Source organism: Blastococcus sp. LR1 (assembly GCF_020166105.1).
Taxonomy (GTDB): Bacteria; Actinomycetota; Actinomycetes; order Mycobacteriales; family Geodermatophilaceae; genus Blastococcus.
The window spans coordinates 484,410-499,629 of the sequence record NZ_JAIUJY010000001.1 but is presented as its reverse complement, the minus strand read 5'-3'; the positions used below and the strand labels follow the sequence as shown (position 1 = coordinate 499,629).

The 15,220-nt window shown below is 70.3% G+C and carries 15 protein-coding genes; 8 read left to right on the top strand and 7 right to left on the bottom strand.

Translation table 11 applies throughout. The annotated features are described in order from the left end of the window. The first annotated feature begins 195 nt into the window (after nucleotides 1-195). The 8 genes from LBW97_RS02420 to LBW97_RS02385 are packed head-to-tail and all read left to right on the top strand — an operon-like array spanning nucleotide 196 to nucleotide 9,078. A complete protein-coding gene (locus LBW97_RS02420; RefSeq protein WP_224497813.1) occupies nucleotides 196-537 on the top strand; it encodes an NADH-quinone oxidoreductase subunit A in 342 nt (113 codons plus the stop codon). Next, on the top strand, nucleotides 528-2,234 hold the full coding sequence (locus tag LBW97_RS02415) for a hypothetical protein (RefSeq protein WP_224498246.1): 1,707 nt from the start codon (nucleotides 528-530) through the stop codon (nucleotides 2,232-2,234). The genes LBW97_RS02420 and LBW97_RS02415 overlap by 10 nt, the downstream gene beginning before the upstream one ends. Then, on the top strand, nucleotides 2,227-3,183 hold the full coding sequence (locus LBW97_RS02410; RefSeq protein WP_224497812.1) for an NADH-quinone oxidoreductase subunit H: 957 nt from the start codon (nucleotides 2,227-2,229) through the stop codon (nucleotides 3,181-3,183). Before LBW97_RS02415 ends, LBW97_RS02410 begins: the two co-directional genes overlap by 8 nt. A 34-nt stretch (nucleotides 3,184-3,217) precedes the next feature. Continuing rightward, complete coding sequence (locus LBW97_RS02405) at nucleotides 3,218-3,799, top strand: NADH-quinone oxidoreductase subunit J (protein ID WP_224497811.1); 582 nt, start codon at nucleotides 3,218-3,220, stop codon at nucleotides 3,797-3,799. Further along, complete coding sequence (locus LBW97_RS02400) at nucleotides 3,796-4,113, top strand: NADH-quinone oxidoreductase subunit K (protein ID WP_224497810.1); 318 nt, start codon at nucleotides 3,796-3,798, stop codon at nucleotides 4,111-4,113. The genes LBW97_RS02405 and LBW97_RS02400 overlap by 4 nt, the downstream gene beginning before the upstream one ends. Then, nucleotides 4,110-5,999 carry an NADH-quinone oxidoreductase subunit L gene (locus tag LBW97_RS02395; RefSeq protein WP_224497809.1) on the top strand — a complete coding sequence of 630 codons (1,890 nt, stop codon included), beginning with the start codon at nucleotides 4,110-4,112 and terminating at the stop codon, nucleotides 5,997-5,999. The genes LBW97_RS02400 and LBW97_RS02395 overlap by 4 nt, the downstream gene beginning before the upstream one ends. Beyond that, on the top strand, nucleotides 5,996-7,621 hold the full coding sequence (locus LBW97_RS02390) for a NuoM family protein (protein WP_224497808.1): 1,626 nt from the start codon (nucleotides 5,996-5,998) through the stop codon (nucleotides 7,619-7,621). The genes LBW97_RS02395 and LBW97_RS02390 overlap by 4 nt, the downstream gene beginning before the upstream one ends. Further along, on the top strand, nucleotides 7,618-9,078 hold the full coding sequence (locus LBW97_RS02385; protein WP_224497807.1) for a proton-conducting transporter membrane subunit: 1,461 nt from the start codon (nucleotides 7,618-7,620) through the stop codon (nucleotides 9,076-9,078). Before LBW97_RS02390 ends, LBW97_RS02385 begins: the two co-directional genes overlap by 4 nt. 222 nt (nucleotides 9,079-9,300) lie before the next feature. Here LBW97_RS02385 and LBW97_RS02380 read toward each other — a convergent pair whose 3' ends face one another. The 7 genes from LBW97_RS02380 to aztD form a co-directional block, all read right to left on the bottom strand. Beyond that, complete coding sequence (locus LBW97_RS02380) at nucleotides 9,301-9,876, bottom strand: C40 family peptidase (protein ID WP_224497806.1); 576 nt, start codon at nucleotides 9,874-9,876, stop codon at nucleotides 9,301-9,303. 207 nt (nucleotides 9,877-10,083) lie between these two features. Beyond that, the gene (locus LBW97_RS02375) at nucleotides 10,084-10,695 is read right to left on the bottom strand and encodes a DUF305 domain-containing protein (protein WP_224497805.1); all 612 of its coding nucleotides are present in this window, start codon (nucleotides 10,693-10,695) and stop codon (nucleotides 10,084-10,086) included. 302 nt (nucleotides 10,696-10,997) lie between these two features. Further along, nucleotides 10,998-11,510 carry a hypothetical protein gene (locus tag LBW97_RS02370; protein ID WP_224497804.1) on the bottom strand — a complete coding sequence of 171 codons (513 nt, stop codon included), beginning with the start codon at nucleotides 11,508-11,510 and terminating at the stop codon, nucleotides 10,998-11,000. Between the two features lie 377 nt (nucleotides 11,511-11,887). Next, on the bottom strand, nucleotides 11,888-12,127 hold the full coding sequence (locus LBW97_RS02365; protein ID WP_224497803.1) for a helix-turn-helix domain-containing protein: 240 nt from the start codon (nucleotides 12,125-12,127) through the stop codon (nucleotides 11,888-11,890). 122 nt (nucleotides 12,128-12,249) lie between these two features. After that, nucleotides 12,250-12,564: a tyrosine-type recombinase/integrase gene (locus tag LBW97_RS02360; RefSeq protein WP_224497802.1), complete on the bottom strand. Its 315-nt coding sequence runs from the start codon at nucleotides 12,562-12,564 to the stop codon at nucleotides 12,250-12,252. Continuing rightward, entirely contained in the window at nucleotides 12,471-13,325 is an 855-nt protein-coding gene (locus LBW97_RS20305) for a tyrosine-type recombinase/integrase (protein ID WP_224497801.1), read from the bottom strand. Before LBW97_RS20305 ends, LBW97_RS02360 begins: the two co-directional genes overlap by 94 nt. A gap of 613 nt (nucleotides 13,326-13,938) precedes the next feature. After that, nucleotides 13,939-15,153: a zinc metallochaperone AztD gene (gene aztD, locus LBW97_RS02350; protein ID WP_374489382.1), complete on the bottom strand. Its 1,215-nt coding sequence runs from the start codon at nucleotides 15,151-15,153 to the stop codon at nucleotides 13,939-13,941. Nucleotides 15,154-15,220 lie beyond the last annotated feature (67 nt).

Genomic DNA, 15,220 nt, shown 5'->3' with positions numbered 1-15,220 from the left:
TGGAGCGGAACGGACGTCGTCGGCGGTTGCCCTCAGCAGCCGGTGCGAGGACCGTGCCTCAGTCGGTTGAACCGTTCCCCCTGGCCGCTACCGATGCAGCACGTGGTCATCCGTGAGATCGTCCGGATATAACTCGCTCTGCCGCCGGAGCTCGCTCCGCGGGTGTACGACCACGGTGAGGGAGGAACGAGCCCGTTGATCGCCTTGCTGTCGCTGCTCGCACTGGTCGCTGTGCTCGTCCTGAGCCTCTACGCGGCCTCGTCGGTGCTCAGCGGTGCCCGGCGTCCGGTCTCGGCCCTTCCGTTCGAGTCCGGCATGCCCCCGCAGCAGCACGCCGTCTCCCGATACCACGCGCGGTGGTACGCCGTGACGATCCTTTTCCTGGCTTTCGACATGGAAATGATCTTCATGTACCCGTGGGCCGTCGTGATCGCCGAGATGGGGACGAGTGCGGTCGTCGAGATGTTCGCCTTCCTCTCGGTGCTCGTCGTCGGGGTTGTCTACGTCTGGCGCGAAGGTGGGCTGCGATGGACCTGATCCGGGGCCTACGGGAGTGGGCGTTCGCCAGGCCCCGCGTGCTCGTCGTCGACGCTCCTGATGTCCAGCAGCTGCGTTGGTCCTTGGAGGAGGAACTCGATCGACGCGGGTGGAGAGCGGCCCTGTCGCCAGCCGATTCGGACCTTCTCCTCGTCCTCGGCACACCGGGTGAGGCGCTCGCCCGAGCGGTCGACGTGATCTGGTCCCAGATCCCCGAGCCGCGGCATCGAGTACGACTGGAGGCAGGCGCCCCTCTGGTTGCCACCCTGGACGAGGCGGCGAGCGCCCTCAGGGTCGCTGCCAGTCGTGGCCGGTTGCGCGACTCATCCCGGCCCGATCCCCAAGACCTGCTCCAGAGGACCCGTGACCACGGCGGTATGGATCACGGCGGCATGGACCACGGTGGTTCCGACGGCGGCGGAATGGATCACGCCGCGATGGGGCACGGCGGAATGGACCACGGCGGAATGGGCCACGGTGGTTCCGACGGCGGCGGAATGGATCACGCCGCGATGGGCCACGCCGGCATGAGTCATGGCGATTCTGAGGACGGTGGCTCGGACGACGGCGGAATCGACCATGCCGCGATGGACCACAGCGGCATGGACCACAGCGGCATGGACCACAGCGGCATGGACCACAGCGGCATGGACCACAGCGGCATGGACCACGGCGGCATGGACCACGGCGATTCTGACGACGGGGGTATGGACCACGGCGGCTCCGATGACCGCGGTATGGACCACGCCGCGACGGGCCACGTCGGCATGGACCACGGCGACGACTCTGACGACGGCGCTATGGACCAGGTCGGTATGGATCACGCCGCGATGGGCCACGCCGGCATGAGTCATGGCGATTCTGAGGACGGTGGCTCGGACGACGGCGAAATCGACCATGCCGCGATGGACCACAGCGGCATGGACCACGGCGGTTCCGACGACGGGGGTATGGACCACGGCGGTTCGGAGCACGGCGGTATGGACCACGCCGCGATGGGCCACGGCGGCCACGGAGGCATGGACCACAGCGGGCACGGCGGCATGGATGTTGCGGGGCTGCCGATGGCGGAGACAGCGACCGACCGCGATGGACTCCAGCTCGACGAGCTCAAGGTCTCCCTGGGGCCGGTGCTGCCCGGCTGGCCCACGGGTCTGCTGCTGCGCGGCCGTCTGCAGGGCGACGTCCTGACCGGCGTCGGTTTGTCCTGGCTCGATCAGGAAGGGGCGAGCGCCGACGCCCTGGACGCCGGGGACAGTCGGCCGGCTGCCCTGGACCGGCTAGCGCGCTTCCTGGACGTCGCAGGGTGGCCATTGGCCGCGCATGAGGCCCGGCAGGCCCGAGCCGGCCTTATGTCGCACGACCCGGACGTAGTGGCGCAGGCTGACCGGCTCGCCGTGCGGGTGGCGCGTCGGGTGCGCCGTTCACGAACGCTGGCCTGGTCGGCTCGCGGGACCGGAGTGATGACCACGGAGGGGAGCGGCCCTCTCGAGGGAGACGTGCTGGATCGCGTCAGGCGGTGGTGCGACACCGCCGCCGGTGAGCAGCACGCGCCGGAGCCGCTCCCGGAGCTGCGGCTGGACACCGTGGCCACGTTGCTGGAGGGCGCCGAGATCGGCGCCGCGCGGCTGACTCTGGCGAGCTTGCCGCTGTCGCGACAGACCGCCCTGGAGCACTCGGAGGCGGCCGGTGTCTGACTCAGGCGCAGGTATCGCGACGTCGGCGGCCGCCTGGGGCCTGGCGCCTGCGGTGCTGCTGGTCGCCGTCGTCGCCCTTCTCCTGGCTTTCGGCGTGGCGGCGGTGGACCGCCTCGTCGTCAGCGGGGCCGGGTCCAGGGCCATGTGGGAGCCCCTGCGATCAGGGGTCCGGCTGATGGCCGAGGAGCGGCGCACGACCCTGGCCCCGGACTCGCTGCTGTGGCGGCTGGGTTGTGCGTCGGTACCGGTGCTGGCGCTGCTCTCTCTCGCGGTCGTCCCGCTCGGCGGCCGGACGCTGCTGTCCACGAGTGCCGACTTGGTGTGGTTCAACGCCATGGAGTCGATCCTGTGGGCTGCGGTGTGGCTGGTCGGGTGGGGACCGAACGCTGTCCATGCCCTCACGGGCGGATACCGCTTCCTGATCCAGGGACTCTCCTACGAGCTCCCGTTGATGTTCTCCCTCATCACGGTCGGGATCGGCGCCCAGTCGTTGCGCGCGACGGACGTCGTGGCGGCGCAGGAGAGCTTGTGGTTCGTCCTCACCATGCCGGTGGCCTTCGCCGTGTTCCTGGCCACGGCTGCCGCTTTTGCCTTCTGGGGCCCGTTCGCGTCTCCTGCGGGTGTCGACGTCGCCGGCGGGGTGCGCTCCGAGCTCTCGGGGGTGGAGCGCCTGCTCGTGGAGCTGGGCCGGGCGGCGTTTCTCGGGGCCGCGGCCGCCATGGCGACCGCAGCCTTCCTCGGCGGCGATGCAGGACCGTGGCTGCCCGGTCCGGTCTGGCAACTGGTCAAGACGGTCGGAGTGGTCGTCCTGTTCGTCCTGATAGGGCGACGGCTGCCGGTCGTGCGACCCGAGAGGTTCGTGGAGGTCGCGTGGATGGTCCTCATCCCGCTGACGCTGCTCCAGGCGCTGGTGGTCGCCGTCCTGTCCCTGTCCGGCTTCTACGCGTGAGGGAGTGGAGCATGGCCGGAAGAGGAGCCCCGTCGTGCTGACCGACCTGTCGGCCTGGGCCGTGACCGCTGTGGTGGTGCTGGGCGCACTCTCGGTGGCCGCCGGCATCGCGGTCTTCGTCGTGGACTCGATGGCGCGAGCGACCTTCGCGCTGCTGGCGTCTTTCCTCGCCGTCACTGGCGTCCTGATCGCCTTCGACCTGGACTACCTGGCCTTCGTGACGGCGCTGATGATGACCATCGAGATGGCCATCATGGCGGTCTTCATGATCATGTTCATGATGAACCCGGCCGGTCTCATGCCGATGACCATGGTCCACAACGCCCGCGGCTCCGCCCTGGTCGGCGCCGGTGCCTTCGTGGCTCTCACGGTGGGGATCTGGACGATCGACTGGCCGGTGGGTGAGGTGACACGTCCCGCGGACAGCACCCGCCAGCTCGGCGAGGCCATCATGGGCAGCCACATGCTGGCGATGCTCGTCATCGGTGTCGGGCTGTTCGCGACCATCATCTCCGGCACCCTGCTGGCCACAGCCCGTGGACGGTACGACCGCTTCGGTGCCGATCTGCGCGCCGCTCGTCCGAACGATCCGGTCCCCGGGGGACTGCCCCGGTGAGCGCGGAACTGGTTCTGCAGATCGTGCTCACCGTCGCCGCCGCCCTCATCGGGGTCGGTCTCTTCGGAGCGCTCTCCCAGCAGTCGATCGTCATGATCATGATGGGCTTCGAGCTGGCCCTCAACGGCGTCCTCCTCGCCGGGGGAGCCGCCTGGTACTTCTTCGCGCCGGACCGGGCCGACGCGCAGATGCTCGTCGTCGTCGCACTGGTCGTCATGGCCGTCGAGATGGCCATGGGCTTCGCGGCCGTCATCGCGGCGTACCGAACTCGTCAGGTCGACATGATCGACATGGCCGCGGACCTGAAGGGATGACCGGCACGCAGATCGCGGCACCGGGTGGGTCGGCGGTCCTCGGATTCCTGGTCCTGCTGCCGGCGGTCGCCGGCACGCTGCTGCTCCTCCTCGGGCGCCGGGCCGACCGGGCTGCTGGGCCGCTCGCCGTCCTCGTCACCCTGGGGACGGCGCTCCTGGCGGCGGTGGTCGCCGCGGAGCGGCCGGGTCTGTCGGTGCCGTTCCTCGGCATCGTCGAGGGTGGAGACCTCCGGGTGGCCGTCGACGGGCTGTCCGCGGTCCTCGTGGTCCTCGTGGCTACCGTCGGGCTGCTCGTGACGGTGTTCGCGGTCACCGACCTTCCCGCGCACGGTGCCCGGGCGCGCTTCTTCGGCTACTTCCTGCTGTTCATCGCGGCGATGCTGGCCACGGTCACCGCCGCCACGCTCCCGACTCTGCTGCTGGCCTGGGAGGTGATGGGTGCGACCTCCTACGCGCTGATCGGCTACCGGTGGCAAGAGCACAAGAAGCTCGACGCCGGTACCCGCGCGTTCCTCACGACCCGGGCCGGCGACCTCGGGCTGTACGTCGCTGCCGGGGCAGCCCTGGCCGGCACCGGCACGCTGGTCCTCGCCGACCTGCCGGCGGCCGACGGCGGCTGGCGGCACCTGGCGGCCGCCGGCATCCTCGCCGCCGCGCTCGGCAAGTCCGCCCAGCTCCCGTTCTCCGCCTGGCTCTCGGGGGCGATGGCAGGTCCCAGCCCGGTGAGTGCGCTTCTGCACTCGGCCACCATGGTCGCGGCCGGCGGCTATCTGCTGCTCCGCACCCAGCCGCTGCTGCAGGCGTCGGGCTGGGCGGCGACGACGACAGCGTGGATCGGTGCGCTGACCGCGCTGGTCCTCGGCGCGGTCGCCGTCGCCCAGCGGGACCTCAAGCAGCTCCTCGCCGCGAGCACCGCCGCCCAGATCGGGTTCGTGGTGCTCGCCGCCGGCGCCGGGGTCATCGCTGGTGGGACCGCGCAGCTCGTCGCCCACGCCGCGGTGAAGGCGGCGCTGTTCGTTGCTGCCGGCGCGTGGCTCACCGCGCTGGGCACCAAGCAGCTGTCCGGCCTCCGAGGCGCGGCTCGGCGGTACCCCGGCGTCGGAGCGGCGGCCACCGTGGCCGGGCTCGCGCTCGCCGGGATCCCGCCGTTGTCGCTGTGGGCCACCAAGGACGAGATCCTCGCCGGTGTCGACAGTGCGGCCCTGAGGATCGTCGTCCTCGCCGCAGCACTGCTCTCGGCGGTCTACGCCGGGCGGATGCTCGCTGTCGTCCTGAGCCGCCCGGCGGGGGAGGAGGCATTCGACGAGGAGGGGCGGGGGACCCGCCGTGTCCCGGCCCTGGGCACCGGGGTCGCCGGCTTGCTCGCGGTGGTGGCGGCAGGTCTCGGGGTCCTGGCGCTGCCGGTCGTCGCCGAGCCGGTGAAGCGCTTCCTGGCGGCCGAAGGTGAGCCGTCACCGGGAGCGGCGGAGTTCCTGCTCTCCGGGAGCCTGGCGGTCCTGGGGCTCGCGGTCACCGTCGTCCTGGCCCGCGTGCGTCCGGGCCTGTTCGGAGCGCTGCAACGGGGGCCGCTCGGTGCCTGGGTCGGTCTGGGTCGCCTGCTCTCGCCGCGGCCGGCGCTCGCGGTCGCGCGGGCACTGGCGATCGTCGACGACAAGGTCGTCGACGGTGCAGTCCGGAGCGTCGCCACGGCTGCGCGGCGGGTCGCCGGAGCGCTGTCCCGGGCGGACCGCGACGTCGTCGACGGCGCCGTCCGCGCGGTTGCACGCGGTGCACGCCGGGCGGGTGCGGCCGCGCGCCGTCCGCAGACCGGCCTGCTGCACCAGTACTACGCCCAGGCCGCCGCCGGGCTCGCCCTCCTGTTCGCCCTCCTCCTGCTGGTGAGGTGACCGTGCTGCTGACCGTGGTGATCTTCCTTCCCGTGCTCGTCGCGGGGGTGCTGCTCGCAGCGCGCCCGCCTGACCGCGCGGCCGGCTGGACGTGGGTGACGGCTTCGGCCGTGGAACTCGCCCTGATCGGCTGGATGTGGTGGCGCTACGACCCTGGCCCGGGCAGCACCGGGGTCGTCGACGGGATCGCCTACGAGGTGGATCTCCGCTGGATCCCCACGGTGGATGCCGGCTACCACATCGGCGTGGACGGGCTGTCCCTGCCGCTGCTGGCGCTCACCGGGGTGCTGTTCCTCGCCTGCGCGATCTGGTCGCTGCGGGAGAAGAACGAGCCGCGCACCTTCGCGGCGCTCTTCCTGTTCCTGCAGACCGCCTGCCTGGGCACGTTCGCCGCCCTGGACCTGATCCTGTTCTTCGTCTTCTTCGACCTGACCATCGTCGGGATGTACTTCATCATCGCCGGCTGGGGGCACGGCAACGCCCGACGCAGCGCACTGAAGTTCTTCATCTACACCTTCGTCGGATCCCTCGCCCTGCTGGTCGGGTTCATCGGGCTCTTCCTCGGCGGCGAGGACCGGACGTTCGACATGGTGGCGCTGGCCGAGAACCCGCCCCTGGCCGACTCGCCGGTCGCGGGCGGCCTGGTGCTGCTCGCCATCGGTCTGGGACTCGCGGTGAAGACCCCGCTGTTCCCCTTCCACACCTGGCTGCCCGATGCCCACACCGACGCCCCGGCCCCCGGGTCGGCGATCCTCGCCGGAGTGCTGCTGAAGCTCGGCACCTACGGCTTCGTGCGGATCGCCATGCCGATCCTCCCGGAGGCGTGGCAGAGATGGGCGATGGTCGTGGTGGTCCTGGGCGTGGTGAGCGTGCTGTGGGGCGCGTTCGTCGCTCTCGCGCAACGCGATCTCAAGCGGATGATCGCGTACACGTCGGTCAACCACATGGGCTACGTCCTGCTCGCGCTGGGGGCCGCTGGACTCGTGGGGCAGGCCGACGAGGAAGCGCGGACGGTGGCCACGGTCGGCGCCGTCTACCAGATGGTCAGCCACGGTCTCCTGACCGGCGCCCTTTTCCTGCTCAGCGGCGTGCTGTGGGACCGGGGGCGCACGTACGCCTTCGATCGGTGGGGCGGCCTGGCAGGGCCCGCTCCGGTGTTCGCGGCCGCCTTCGCCGTGGCGGCATTCGGCTCCTTGGGCCTGCCCGGCCTGTCAGGCTTCGTCGCGGAGTTCCAGATCTTCGCGGGGTCCCTGCCCGGCGCACCCGTGGCCACCGTCCTCGCCATCACGGGCATCCTCGTCTCCGCCGGGCTCTTCCTCCTCGCCATCCAGCGACTGCTGACCGGCCCGCTCGTCGTGCCCACCGCTGCAGGCGCCGACTCGGACGACGGCGGTGTCGACCCGGAGCGCGGCTCGGCAGGTCACGCCCGCGAGGCCGCCACCGCCACGCTCGAGCGCACCCCGACCGGGACGGTCACCCGCATGCGGGACATGCGCGGGCCGGAGCTGGCGGCGGTCGTCCCGCTGCTCGTGCTGTCGGTCGTCCTGGGTCTCCTGCCGCGCGCCCTCCTCGACGTCATCGAGCCCGCGGCCACGGCGGTGGCCCAGCTGGTGGCGCGGTGAGCGGCGATCCGGGCGCGGAGTTCCTCGCCCTCCTTCCGGAGTTCCTGCTCTTGGTCGGTGCGGTCGGGGGGCTGTTGCTCGGGCTATGGACCCCGCAGCACCGCCAGTACCGGGTGCGGGCCGTGGCGGTGGTGGCCTGCCTGGCCAGCGCCGTCACGGCGGCCATCGCACTGACTGGTCCGGCCATGACCGTCTTCGAGGGAACCTGGGCCGTCGACACCGTCACCGGGATCGTGCGGATCGTCGTGGCGCTCGCCGTCGCGGTCGTCGTCGTCCTGTCCGCGTCTGCCGTCAGGGGTCACCCCCGCGAGACCGAGGCGTACGTGTTGATGTTGCTGGGCGCCGTCGGCACGATCGCCCTGGCGGCCAGCACCGACATGCTCCTGCTGATGGCGGCGTTCCTGCTCGCCAGCTTCCCGCTCTACGCGCTCGCCGGCTTCGCGAAGGACGCGCGCGGGGTCGAGGCGACGCTGAAGTACTACCTCATGGGTGCGCTCAGCGGTGTGCTCATGATGATCGGGATCGCGGCTCTCGTGCTCGGGGGTGGATCCACGAACTACGCGGAACTCGCCGCGCTGCTCCCCGACGCCTCGCCCGCGCTCACTGCACTCGGGGTGATCGGTGTCCTTGCCGGCGTCGCGTTCAAGGCCGGCGCCGTGCCGGTGCACTTCTGGGTGCCCGACGTGACCGCGGGCACGAGTCCGGCGATGGCCGCCTACATCACCACGATCCCCAAGATCGGGGCCGTCGCTGCAGCGTTCCGGCTGCTCGCCGAGCCGTTCGCCGCCGTACCGCTGGACGTGCCGTTGCTCGTCGCGGTGATCGCAGGGGCGAGCATGACGCTGGGAAATCTCGCGGCGTTCAACCAGACGGAGGTCCTGCGGCTGCTGGCGTACTCGACCGTGAGCCAGGTCGGTTACCTCTTCATGGTCGTCGCCGTGGCCACCCGCACCGACCTGGACCTCCCCGCCTTGGCCGTCTATCTGGCCGCGTACGCCGTCACGAACCTGGGCGCCTTCGCCGCGGTCGCCGTGGTTCCTGGAGCTCGGACGATCGGCGAGTGGGCCACCGCGGTGGGGCGGCGGCGGTGGTTGGTCGTCAGCCTCATCGTCTGCCTGCTCGGGCTGGTCGGCACCCCACCGACCGCCGTCTTCGTCGGCAAGCTCGCGGTGTTCACCGCCACGTGGGACGGGGGCCTGACGTGGCTGGTCGTGCTCGCCGCCGTGAACACCGTGGCCAGCCTCTTCTACTACTTGCGGTGGATCGCGGCCTGCGCGCTTGGTGCCCCACTTGCCGCTGCTCCCGTTAGCGGGGGAGGCGATGGCGCCCGTGCCGCGGTGGTCGCAGCGCAGCAGAGTGTGCGCACGCCCGCGGTCGTCCTCCACTCGGCGGCAGCGGTGTCCCTGCTGCTCGGCATAGGTGCGGGTCTGTGGTTGTCGGTGGCGCTACCGGCGTGAGCCAGAACGACGGTGCCGATCCCAGGTCGGCCTGAGACGTCAGCAGCGGCCCGGTCCGCATCGGCCGGTGGCGGGGAGTGGCGGTCGCCGTCTGGCGGCTCGGCCGGATCGACGAGAAGTGGTCCGACGGCATGGCGTGAGTGCGCTGCTCTCAACATCTGAGGCAGCGGCACCGCCGAGGACCCGCCGGTCCTCACCTCAGGTACGTCGTGCTGCAGCGCTTCAGTCGGCTGCCTCGGGGAGAGCTCGTCTGATCAGAGTCGGTTGGCCGGCGGACTGGATCTTCACGACCTCGCCCGGCTGAGGTGCGGCGATCATCTTGCCGTCCCCGATGTAGATGCCGGCGTGGTCGATTCCAGGTCGGGACGGCGAGTAGTCGAAGAAGAGCAGATCTCCGGGGCGCGCCTCGTTGAGTGAGGGAACTGCTCGGCCGACGGTTGCCTGCTGGGCGGAGACGCGAGGCAGCTCGATGCCTAGGCTTCGATACACCAGCTGAGTGAAGCCCGAGCAGTCCAATCCCTTGCTGGGATCTGTTCCGCCCCACAGGTAGGGCACGCCCACGTACTCCTGCGCCTTCGCCACGATGGCCGATTCGTCTGCTGTAGTACCGGCCGGCGTCCTGGCGCCGGCCGGCAGCGGAGTTGCGTTCGACGGCGTCACTTCATTCGTGGGCGTCAAGCCAGTCACCAAGGCGGCGTCAGCCCACGCGACCGATGTGGTCGCCGCAGGTCGAGCGAACGACGACAGCTGCCCCTGGATCTCGGCAATCCTGGACTGGACCTGTGCCAAGCCTTCCATCAAGACCCTCTCACGGGTGGCCGCGGAAGGACTGGGCGGCTGCGGAGGGGTTCCGAGCCTTGAATCAATCCGTCTGCTTCGCGCCGCCAAATCACAACTATGCAATCTAGTATCCGGTCTGGCTGTCGCATGAAGGCTCGCCGGGGGTACGTGAGACCAGGTGCTGGCGCCGTGAGGCGCGGGCGTCCGAGGTGGCCCGCCGAAGGGTCACTCCGGCGGGCAGTCAAATCCTGCGGATGCAGCGAACTCGGGGACGGGGCGCGCCTGGGCTTCCTCGAGCGTCGCCGCTTCGCCGTTCTCCTCGATGTCCTGGATCAGCCACTCCATCTCATCGATCTCCCGCCGCTGTGCCTCACTGATCGACTTGGCGAGCTCGCACACGCGAACGTCGGTGATCTCGGCGCGCTCCGAGCGGGTGATTGCCAGTGAGTGGTGCGGAATCATGGCGCTCATCCATGCGGAGTCCTGCACCGTCGTCTGGCTGCGGTCGAGGAACACGGCCCCGCCGAAGAGCAGAAGGCTCGACACCACGATCGCGATGTTGCCCTTCATGTTCTTGTACATGTTGAGCATCCAGGCGAGCATGACCAGCCCCATGGCCCCGCCCATTGTGAGCGCCATGAACACGCGGCTCTCGCTGAAGCGGACGTGGCTCCATTCCCACGAGCTGACGAACATCACCCAGTACATGACGACCATGGCCGTGAGGAGCATGGCCCCGAAGCGCAGGTACATCTTGGTCTCGTGCGACATGCCGCCGCCGTCGCCGTCCTCGTGGCGTTCGTCGCCCTGCTTCATGTCGTTCTGCTTGGTCGCCATCGGTCGGTCTCCGGTTTCTCGTGGTGGGCGGTCGTGACACTTCGCGCGTTCCCGACTCCTTCGCCGCTACCGGCCATTGAGTCCAGGCCGGTCGCGGCTTCAGGGCGGACGCGCCTTCGGAAGCTCGATCGGCGCCTTGGATCCGTGGCGCGACGGATCGAGTCAACGGCCGCATGCCCGTACGGATCTACGGATAAACTTCTGCAGCTCTGCTGTGCTGGATGCCAAAGGCGGTCGCGCGCGTCCGGGACGGTCGGCCGCAGCCGACCCGGTTGCGGCAAAGGAGGGGCAACAGGAGGGGGTCACCCCGCCGGCTCGATCATGGTGGTGAGCAGGAACATGCTGCCGTCCCACTCTCCGAAATCCTCGCGGGCCAGGTCCAGTCCAAGCTCCGCGGCCACGACCTCGGCGTCGAAGTCGTTTGTGGCGGTGGCGGCGAGGACCAGGTCCTGGCCGGCCTGTGGCTCGACCGAGGCGGCCTCCTCGACGGTGACAACGAGGACCGGGCCGACTTCGGGGTCGTCGGGGGAGGTGACGGTGAAGCTGCGCAGCGAGAAGACCTCGTCCACGGTCGCCAGCACGGTCACCTCCTGGGTGTCGTAGGCCGGCAGGTCCTCGACGAAGCGGGTGTCGAGGAGTCCGCGGTAGGAGTCGTCTAGGTCGTCCACGCCGCGGATGTCGGGCACCTCCGCCTCCAGGTCCGGGGTGACGGCCGCGTCGTCCAGGTCGTTGCCGCAGCCGGACAAGCCGGTCAGGGACACGGCCAGGGCGGCCAGCACATACCTGGCGTTCAACCGCCGTCGCTGCAGGAACATGGTGGTTGACTCCCTCGTGTCGCCGGGTTGTGCGTCCCTGACGATCGATGCCCGATTAGGGGGGCAATGTGCGATCTGGGCGCTCGTCGTCACAGGACTGTCATGTCGTACCGGCAGCTCCACTACCTTGACCCCGCCGACGTCTCGAGGGCCGTCGCCAAGCCGGGCGACCGGAGGGGCTCGCCGATCTTGTCGCCGACCGTTCCGGTCACCGCACCGCCCCGGCTGCACATCTCGGCTGGCTCACCGCAGGCCGCGACGCTGAAGACCGCGTTGGCGAGGGACTGACGGTTCTGCAACGACCACGAGGTGGGGCACTGGGGCGGTTGGGCAGGGCGCCGCGGGTGAGGCTTCCCGAGCGGGGAGTGCAGGAGCCGTCAGCGGGCCCCCGGCGCCCGAGGGATTCGGCCGGATTCTATGAAGTCGTCGAGATCCGATTGCTGTAGGCGGACGTACTTTCCGAGCTTGACGTAGGGGATGCGGCGCTCGGCAATGAGCCGCCGGACGAACCGTTCCCCGGTGCGCAAGTAGTCTCCGGCTTGCTGGGGAGTCAACAGCCCACCCTTGCCGGCGGGAGAAACGGCTACGACAGCTCCGGCCGTATTTTGCGGTTGCATGCGTGGACTGTGACCGAGCCGCCTCTGGTCTTCCTCCGGTGGCCGTCGATCAACCCCTGGTCTGCCGACGCGACGGACCATGGGGCCCAGTAGCGTGCTCCACGGAGACCTAGAGTCGGCAACTAGAGAACTTCTGCAGCTGCTGCTCGGCCTGGTCGAAGGTTGTCGGTCGGACGGAGCCCTTCCAGGGCGACCGCTGCGCGGGTAGATGCCACCTGGCGGCCGAGGTAGACGTCCTGGGTAAGACTCGGGTTGGCGTGGCCGAGCTGGTCGGCGATGGAACGGGCGGACAGGCCGGCGTGGTCCAGCATCGTCGCTGTTGTCTTGCGAAGCACGTGGCTGGTTATGTGACCGAACCCGGCGCTGGAGAAGGCGGCCCGTAGGTCGGCCTGCGTGTTGGAGGGGTCGCGCCAGCCGCCGAGCGGGGCCGGGAACACCGGCGAAGCAGCAGCTGGGCCCGCTCCCGATGCCCCCAGACGGGCAGATCTGGTCCGTAGCTCCTCCACGCACCAGGGGGAAGAAGAAGTGTCCGGGCGCCGGACGCGGTCTTGGTGCTCTTGCGAATCAGGCCTTGACCTGTGACCCGGACGACGGTCGACCTGATCTGGGCGGTGCCGGCGTCGAGGTCGAGGCCGTCCCACGTGACGGCTGAGGCTTCCCCGATGCGGCAGCCGGTGGCGAGCATGAACGCCACAAGGTCAGGCACATCGGCCTTCCAGGCCTTCTCGTCGGCATGAACCGCGGTGAGGAGTCGGCGAGCTTCGTCCGCCGTGAGCGCTTGCGGAGCCTTCCTCGCTGCGTTTTCCACGCTGCCGGTGTCGCGGACGGGGTTGCGTTCGAGCGCGTCATGGCGAGCGGCCAGACCGCAAAGACCGCTCAAGACGCTCTTGGTCATCTTTGCCATGGCGGGGCCGTGCTTGTCAGCGATGAGACGCAGATGCCGCTCGATCGTGCCGACGCTGAGCTCACGCACTCGAAGGCTGCCCAGTCCAGGCAGGATCTGCTGATCGAGGCGATTGCGGTAGGCCTGCATCGTCGTAGGGCTGAGGTTCTTGCAGCCGGCGAACCACGCTTCGGCCAGAACGTTCACTCGCGTGTTGGGGGTGATGTCCCCGCCGACATCGAATCGAGCACGGTCGCGAAGAGCGACCCGTAGCGCCGCCTCGGCGGCAGCCTTGGTCTTGGCGTGTCGTTCCACCTGGCGGCACCTGCCGTCGTAGTCGCGGTACCAGGCGACGGCCCGATGCCCTGACGGCGTCGCGTGCAGACGGATTCTGCCTGCCGTCCCGAGTGCGAGTCCGGGCCTGCCCATGATCTACCCCTGAAAAATAGCGAGTATCAGTGGCTCGTAACGGTACGGGCGGACGGGGCAGGAGGCCGTAGAAGCGCACGTCAGGGGCACTGTCGGTAGGTAGCGGGGAACAGGGGCATGGTCTCCGAGGTAATCGCAGGGTTACTGGTTCGAGTCCAGTCGGGGGAGCCCCCCACAAGGCTCTCGATCTCATGATCGAGGGCCTTCGTCGTTCGCCGGGTCCGCAGGTTTCCGCCTGGATGGCCCCGGTGGCAGGTCAGCCACGCCCACTGCCCGGCGAGCTGGTCCTGCACCTGGGTCATGCGCCGGCGCGCGTACCCGCGGGCCTCCACCGCACCCACGCCTCGTCGAGCTGATTCCGGTCGAACCAGGTCGCGATGTCCTGCTCCCCGGCGGCCACCGTCCATCGCCGCACGATGCAGGCAGCCGGAGAGGGCGGCGACCGGGGACAGGGGTCCGGCCCCGGCCGGTGCGACGGTCGGGGCCGGACGGTCCGGAATCAGTCGTGGTCGGAGTGCTCCTCGACGTCGCCGGTGACGCCGGCGAGCTCGTTGGGCGTGACGTCCAGCCGTCCGGACGCCGTCACCCGGCCCGCTGTGACGTCGACCGCGTGCACCGACGTCGACGCCGGCTCGGTCACGTACGCGGTCCCACCGACGACGACGAGCTGCGGGTGGGGGTCCTGCCAGTCCTCCGACAGGTCCCAGGGGGCGATCACCGGGATGGAGTCCACGACCGTGCCGGCGACGGGGTCGATGACGTGCAGCGATCCGTCGGTGCCGAGCACCAGGGCCTCGCCGTTCTCGCCGCGCCCCAGCGAGCGGTACCAGTAGGACGACGGCAGGTCGACCAGTCTGAGCGTCGCCGTCTCGGTGTCGATGAGCGAGACGCGGGTGGGGCGCTCGGTCTCCGCGTCGGGGTCGCTCTTGTAGTCGCCGAGCACCACGGAGGAGGCCGGGCTGCCGGCCTGGTTGCCGATGCGGCCGTACGGGTCGGGGCTGGTCACCTTGGTCAGAGCGCCGTCCCGGTAGATCAGGACGCCGTCCTCGCAGCCCACCACCGCGGTGTCCTCGGCTGCCACGGCCTCCCCGTGCACACCGGGGCAGTCGTCGGAGGCCGCGAGCTCCGAGCCGGCTGCGTCGAGCACCCGCACGCCGGTGCGCGCGTCCTCGGTGCCCTCGGAGACGAGCAGCGATCCGTCGGAGAGCTCCACCGCGACGCCGTGGTGCACCGACGGCGTGGTGAGCTCGCGGCTGTGCCGGTCCGGGTCGGCGACGTCCTCGCTGTCGAAGACGGTGATGTCGCCGGTGCCGTCGTCGAACAGCGCGGTGCGGCCCGCGTGGCCGACGACGTGCCCGGGCTCCTCGGCTGGCAGCACGACGTCGGTCAGCTCCGACTCGGCCGTGTAGTAGTGCGCGTGGTCGTCGTGGCCCTCGGCCCAGGCGCCACCGTCGAGCACGTGGAACCCGCCCTGGGCGGAGACGAGGAAGTGGCGGCCGTCGCCGGCGGCGTTGAGCCGGAGGAAGCCGTCCAGCGACTCGTCGGAGAGCACCTCGAGCGTGCTGGCGTCGAGCACCTGGACGCCGCCGTCGTAGGTGATCGCCAGCCGCGGGGAGGCGGCGCCGGCCTCGACGGGCTCCGCCGGCGCGGAGGGGCTGGAGGACGGCGACGCGGCGTCGGAGCCGTTCGACCCGCAGGCGGTGGCCAGGACGATCGGAAGGGCTACGACGAGCGCGAGCGGGCGGGTGGGAAGGGTGGGCGGGCGCAGCGCGAGGCGCTCC

Bases quoted from the DNA above. Each gene is read 5' to 3' on its own strand.
- LBW97_RS02415 (WP_224498246.1), top strand. From the start codon at position 528: ATGGACCTGATCCGGGGCCTACGGGAGTGGGCGTTCGCCAGGCCCCGC.
- LBW97_RS02395 (WP_224497809.1), top strand. From the start codon at position 4,110: ATGACCGGCACGCAGATCGCGGCACCGGGTGGGTCGGCGGTCCTCGGA.
- LBW97_RS02380 (WP_224497806.1), bottom strand. From the start codon at position 9,876: ATGGAAGGCTTGGCACAGGTCCAGTCCAGGATTGCCGAGATCCAGGGG.
- LBW97_RS02375 (WP_224497805.1), bottom strand. From the start codon at position 10,695: ATGGCGACCAAGCAGAACGACATGAAGCAGGGCGACGAACGCCACGAG.
- LBW97_RS02370 (WP_224497804.1), bottom strand. From the start codon at position 11,510: ATGTTCCTGCAGCGACGGCGGTTGAACGCCAGGTATGTGCTGGCCGCC.
- LBW97_RS02365 (WP_224497803.1), bottom strand. From the start codon at position 12,127: ATGCAACCGCAAAATACGGCCGGAGCTGTCGTAGCCGTTTCTCCCGCC.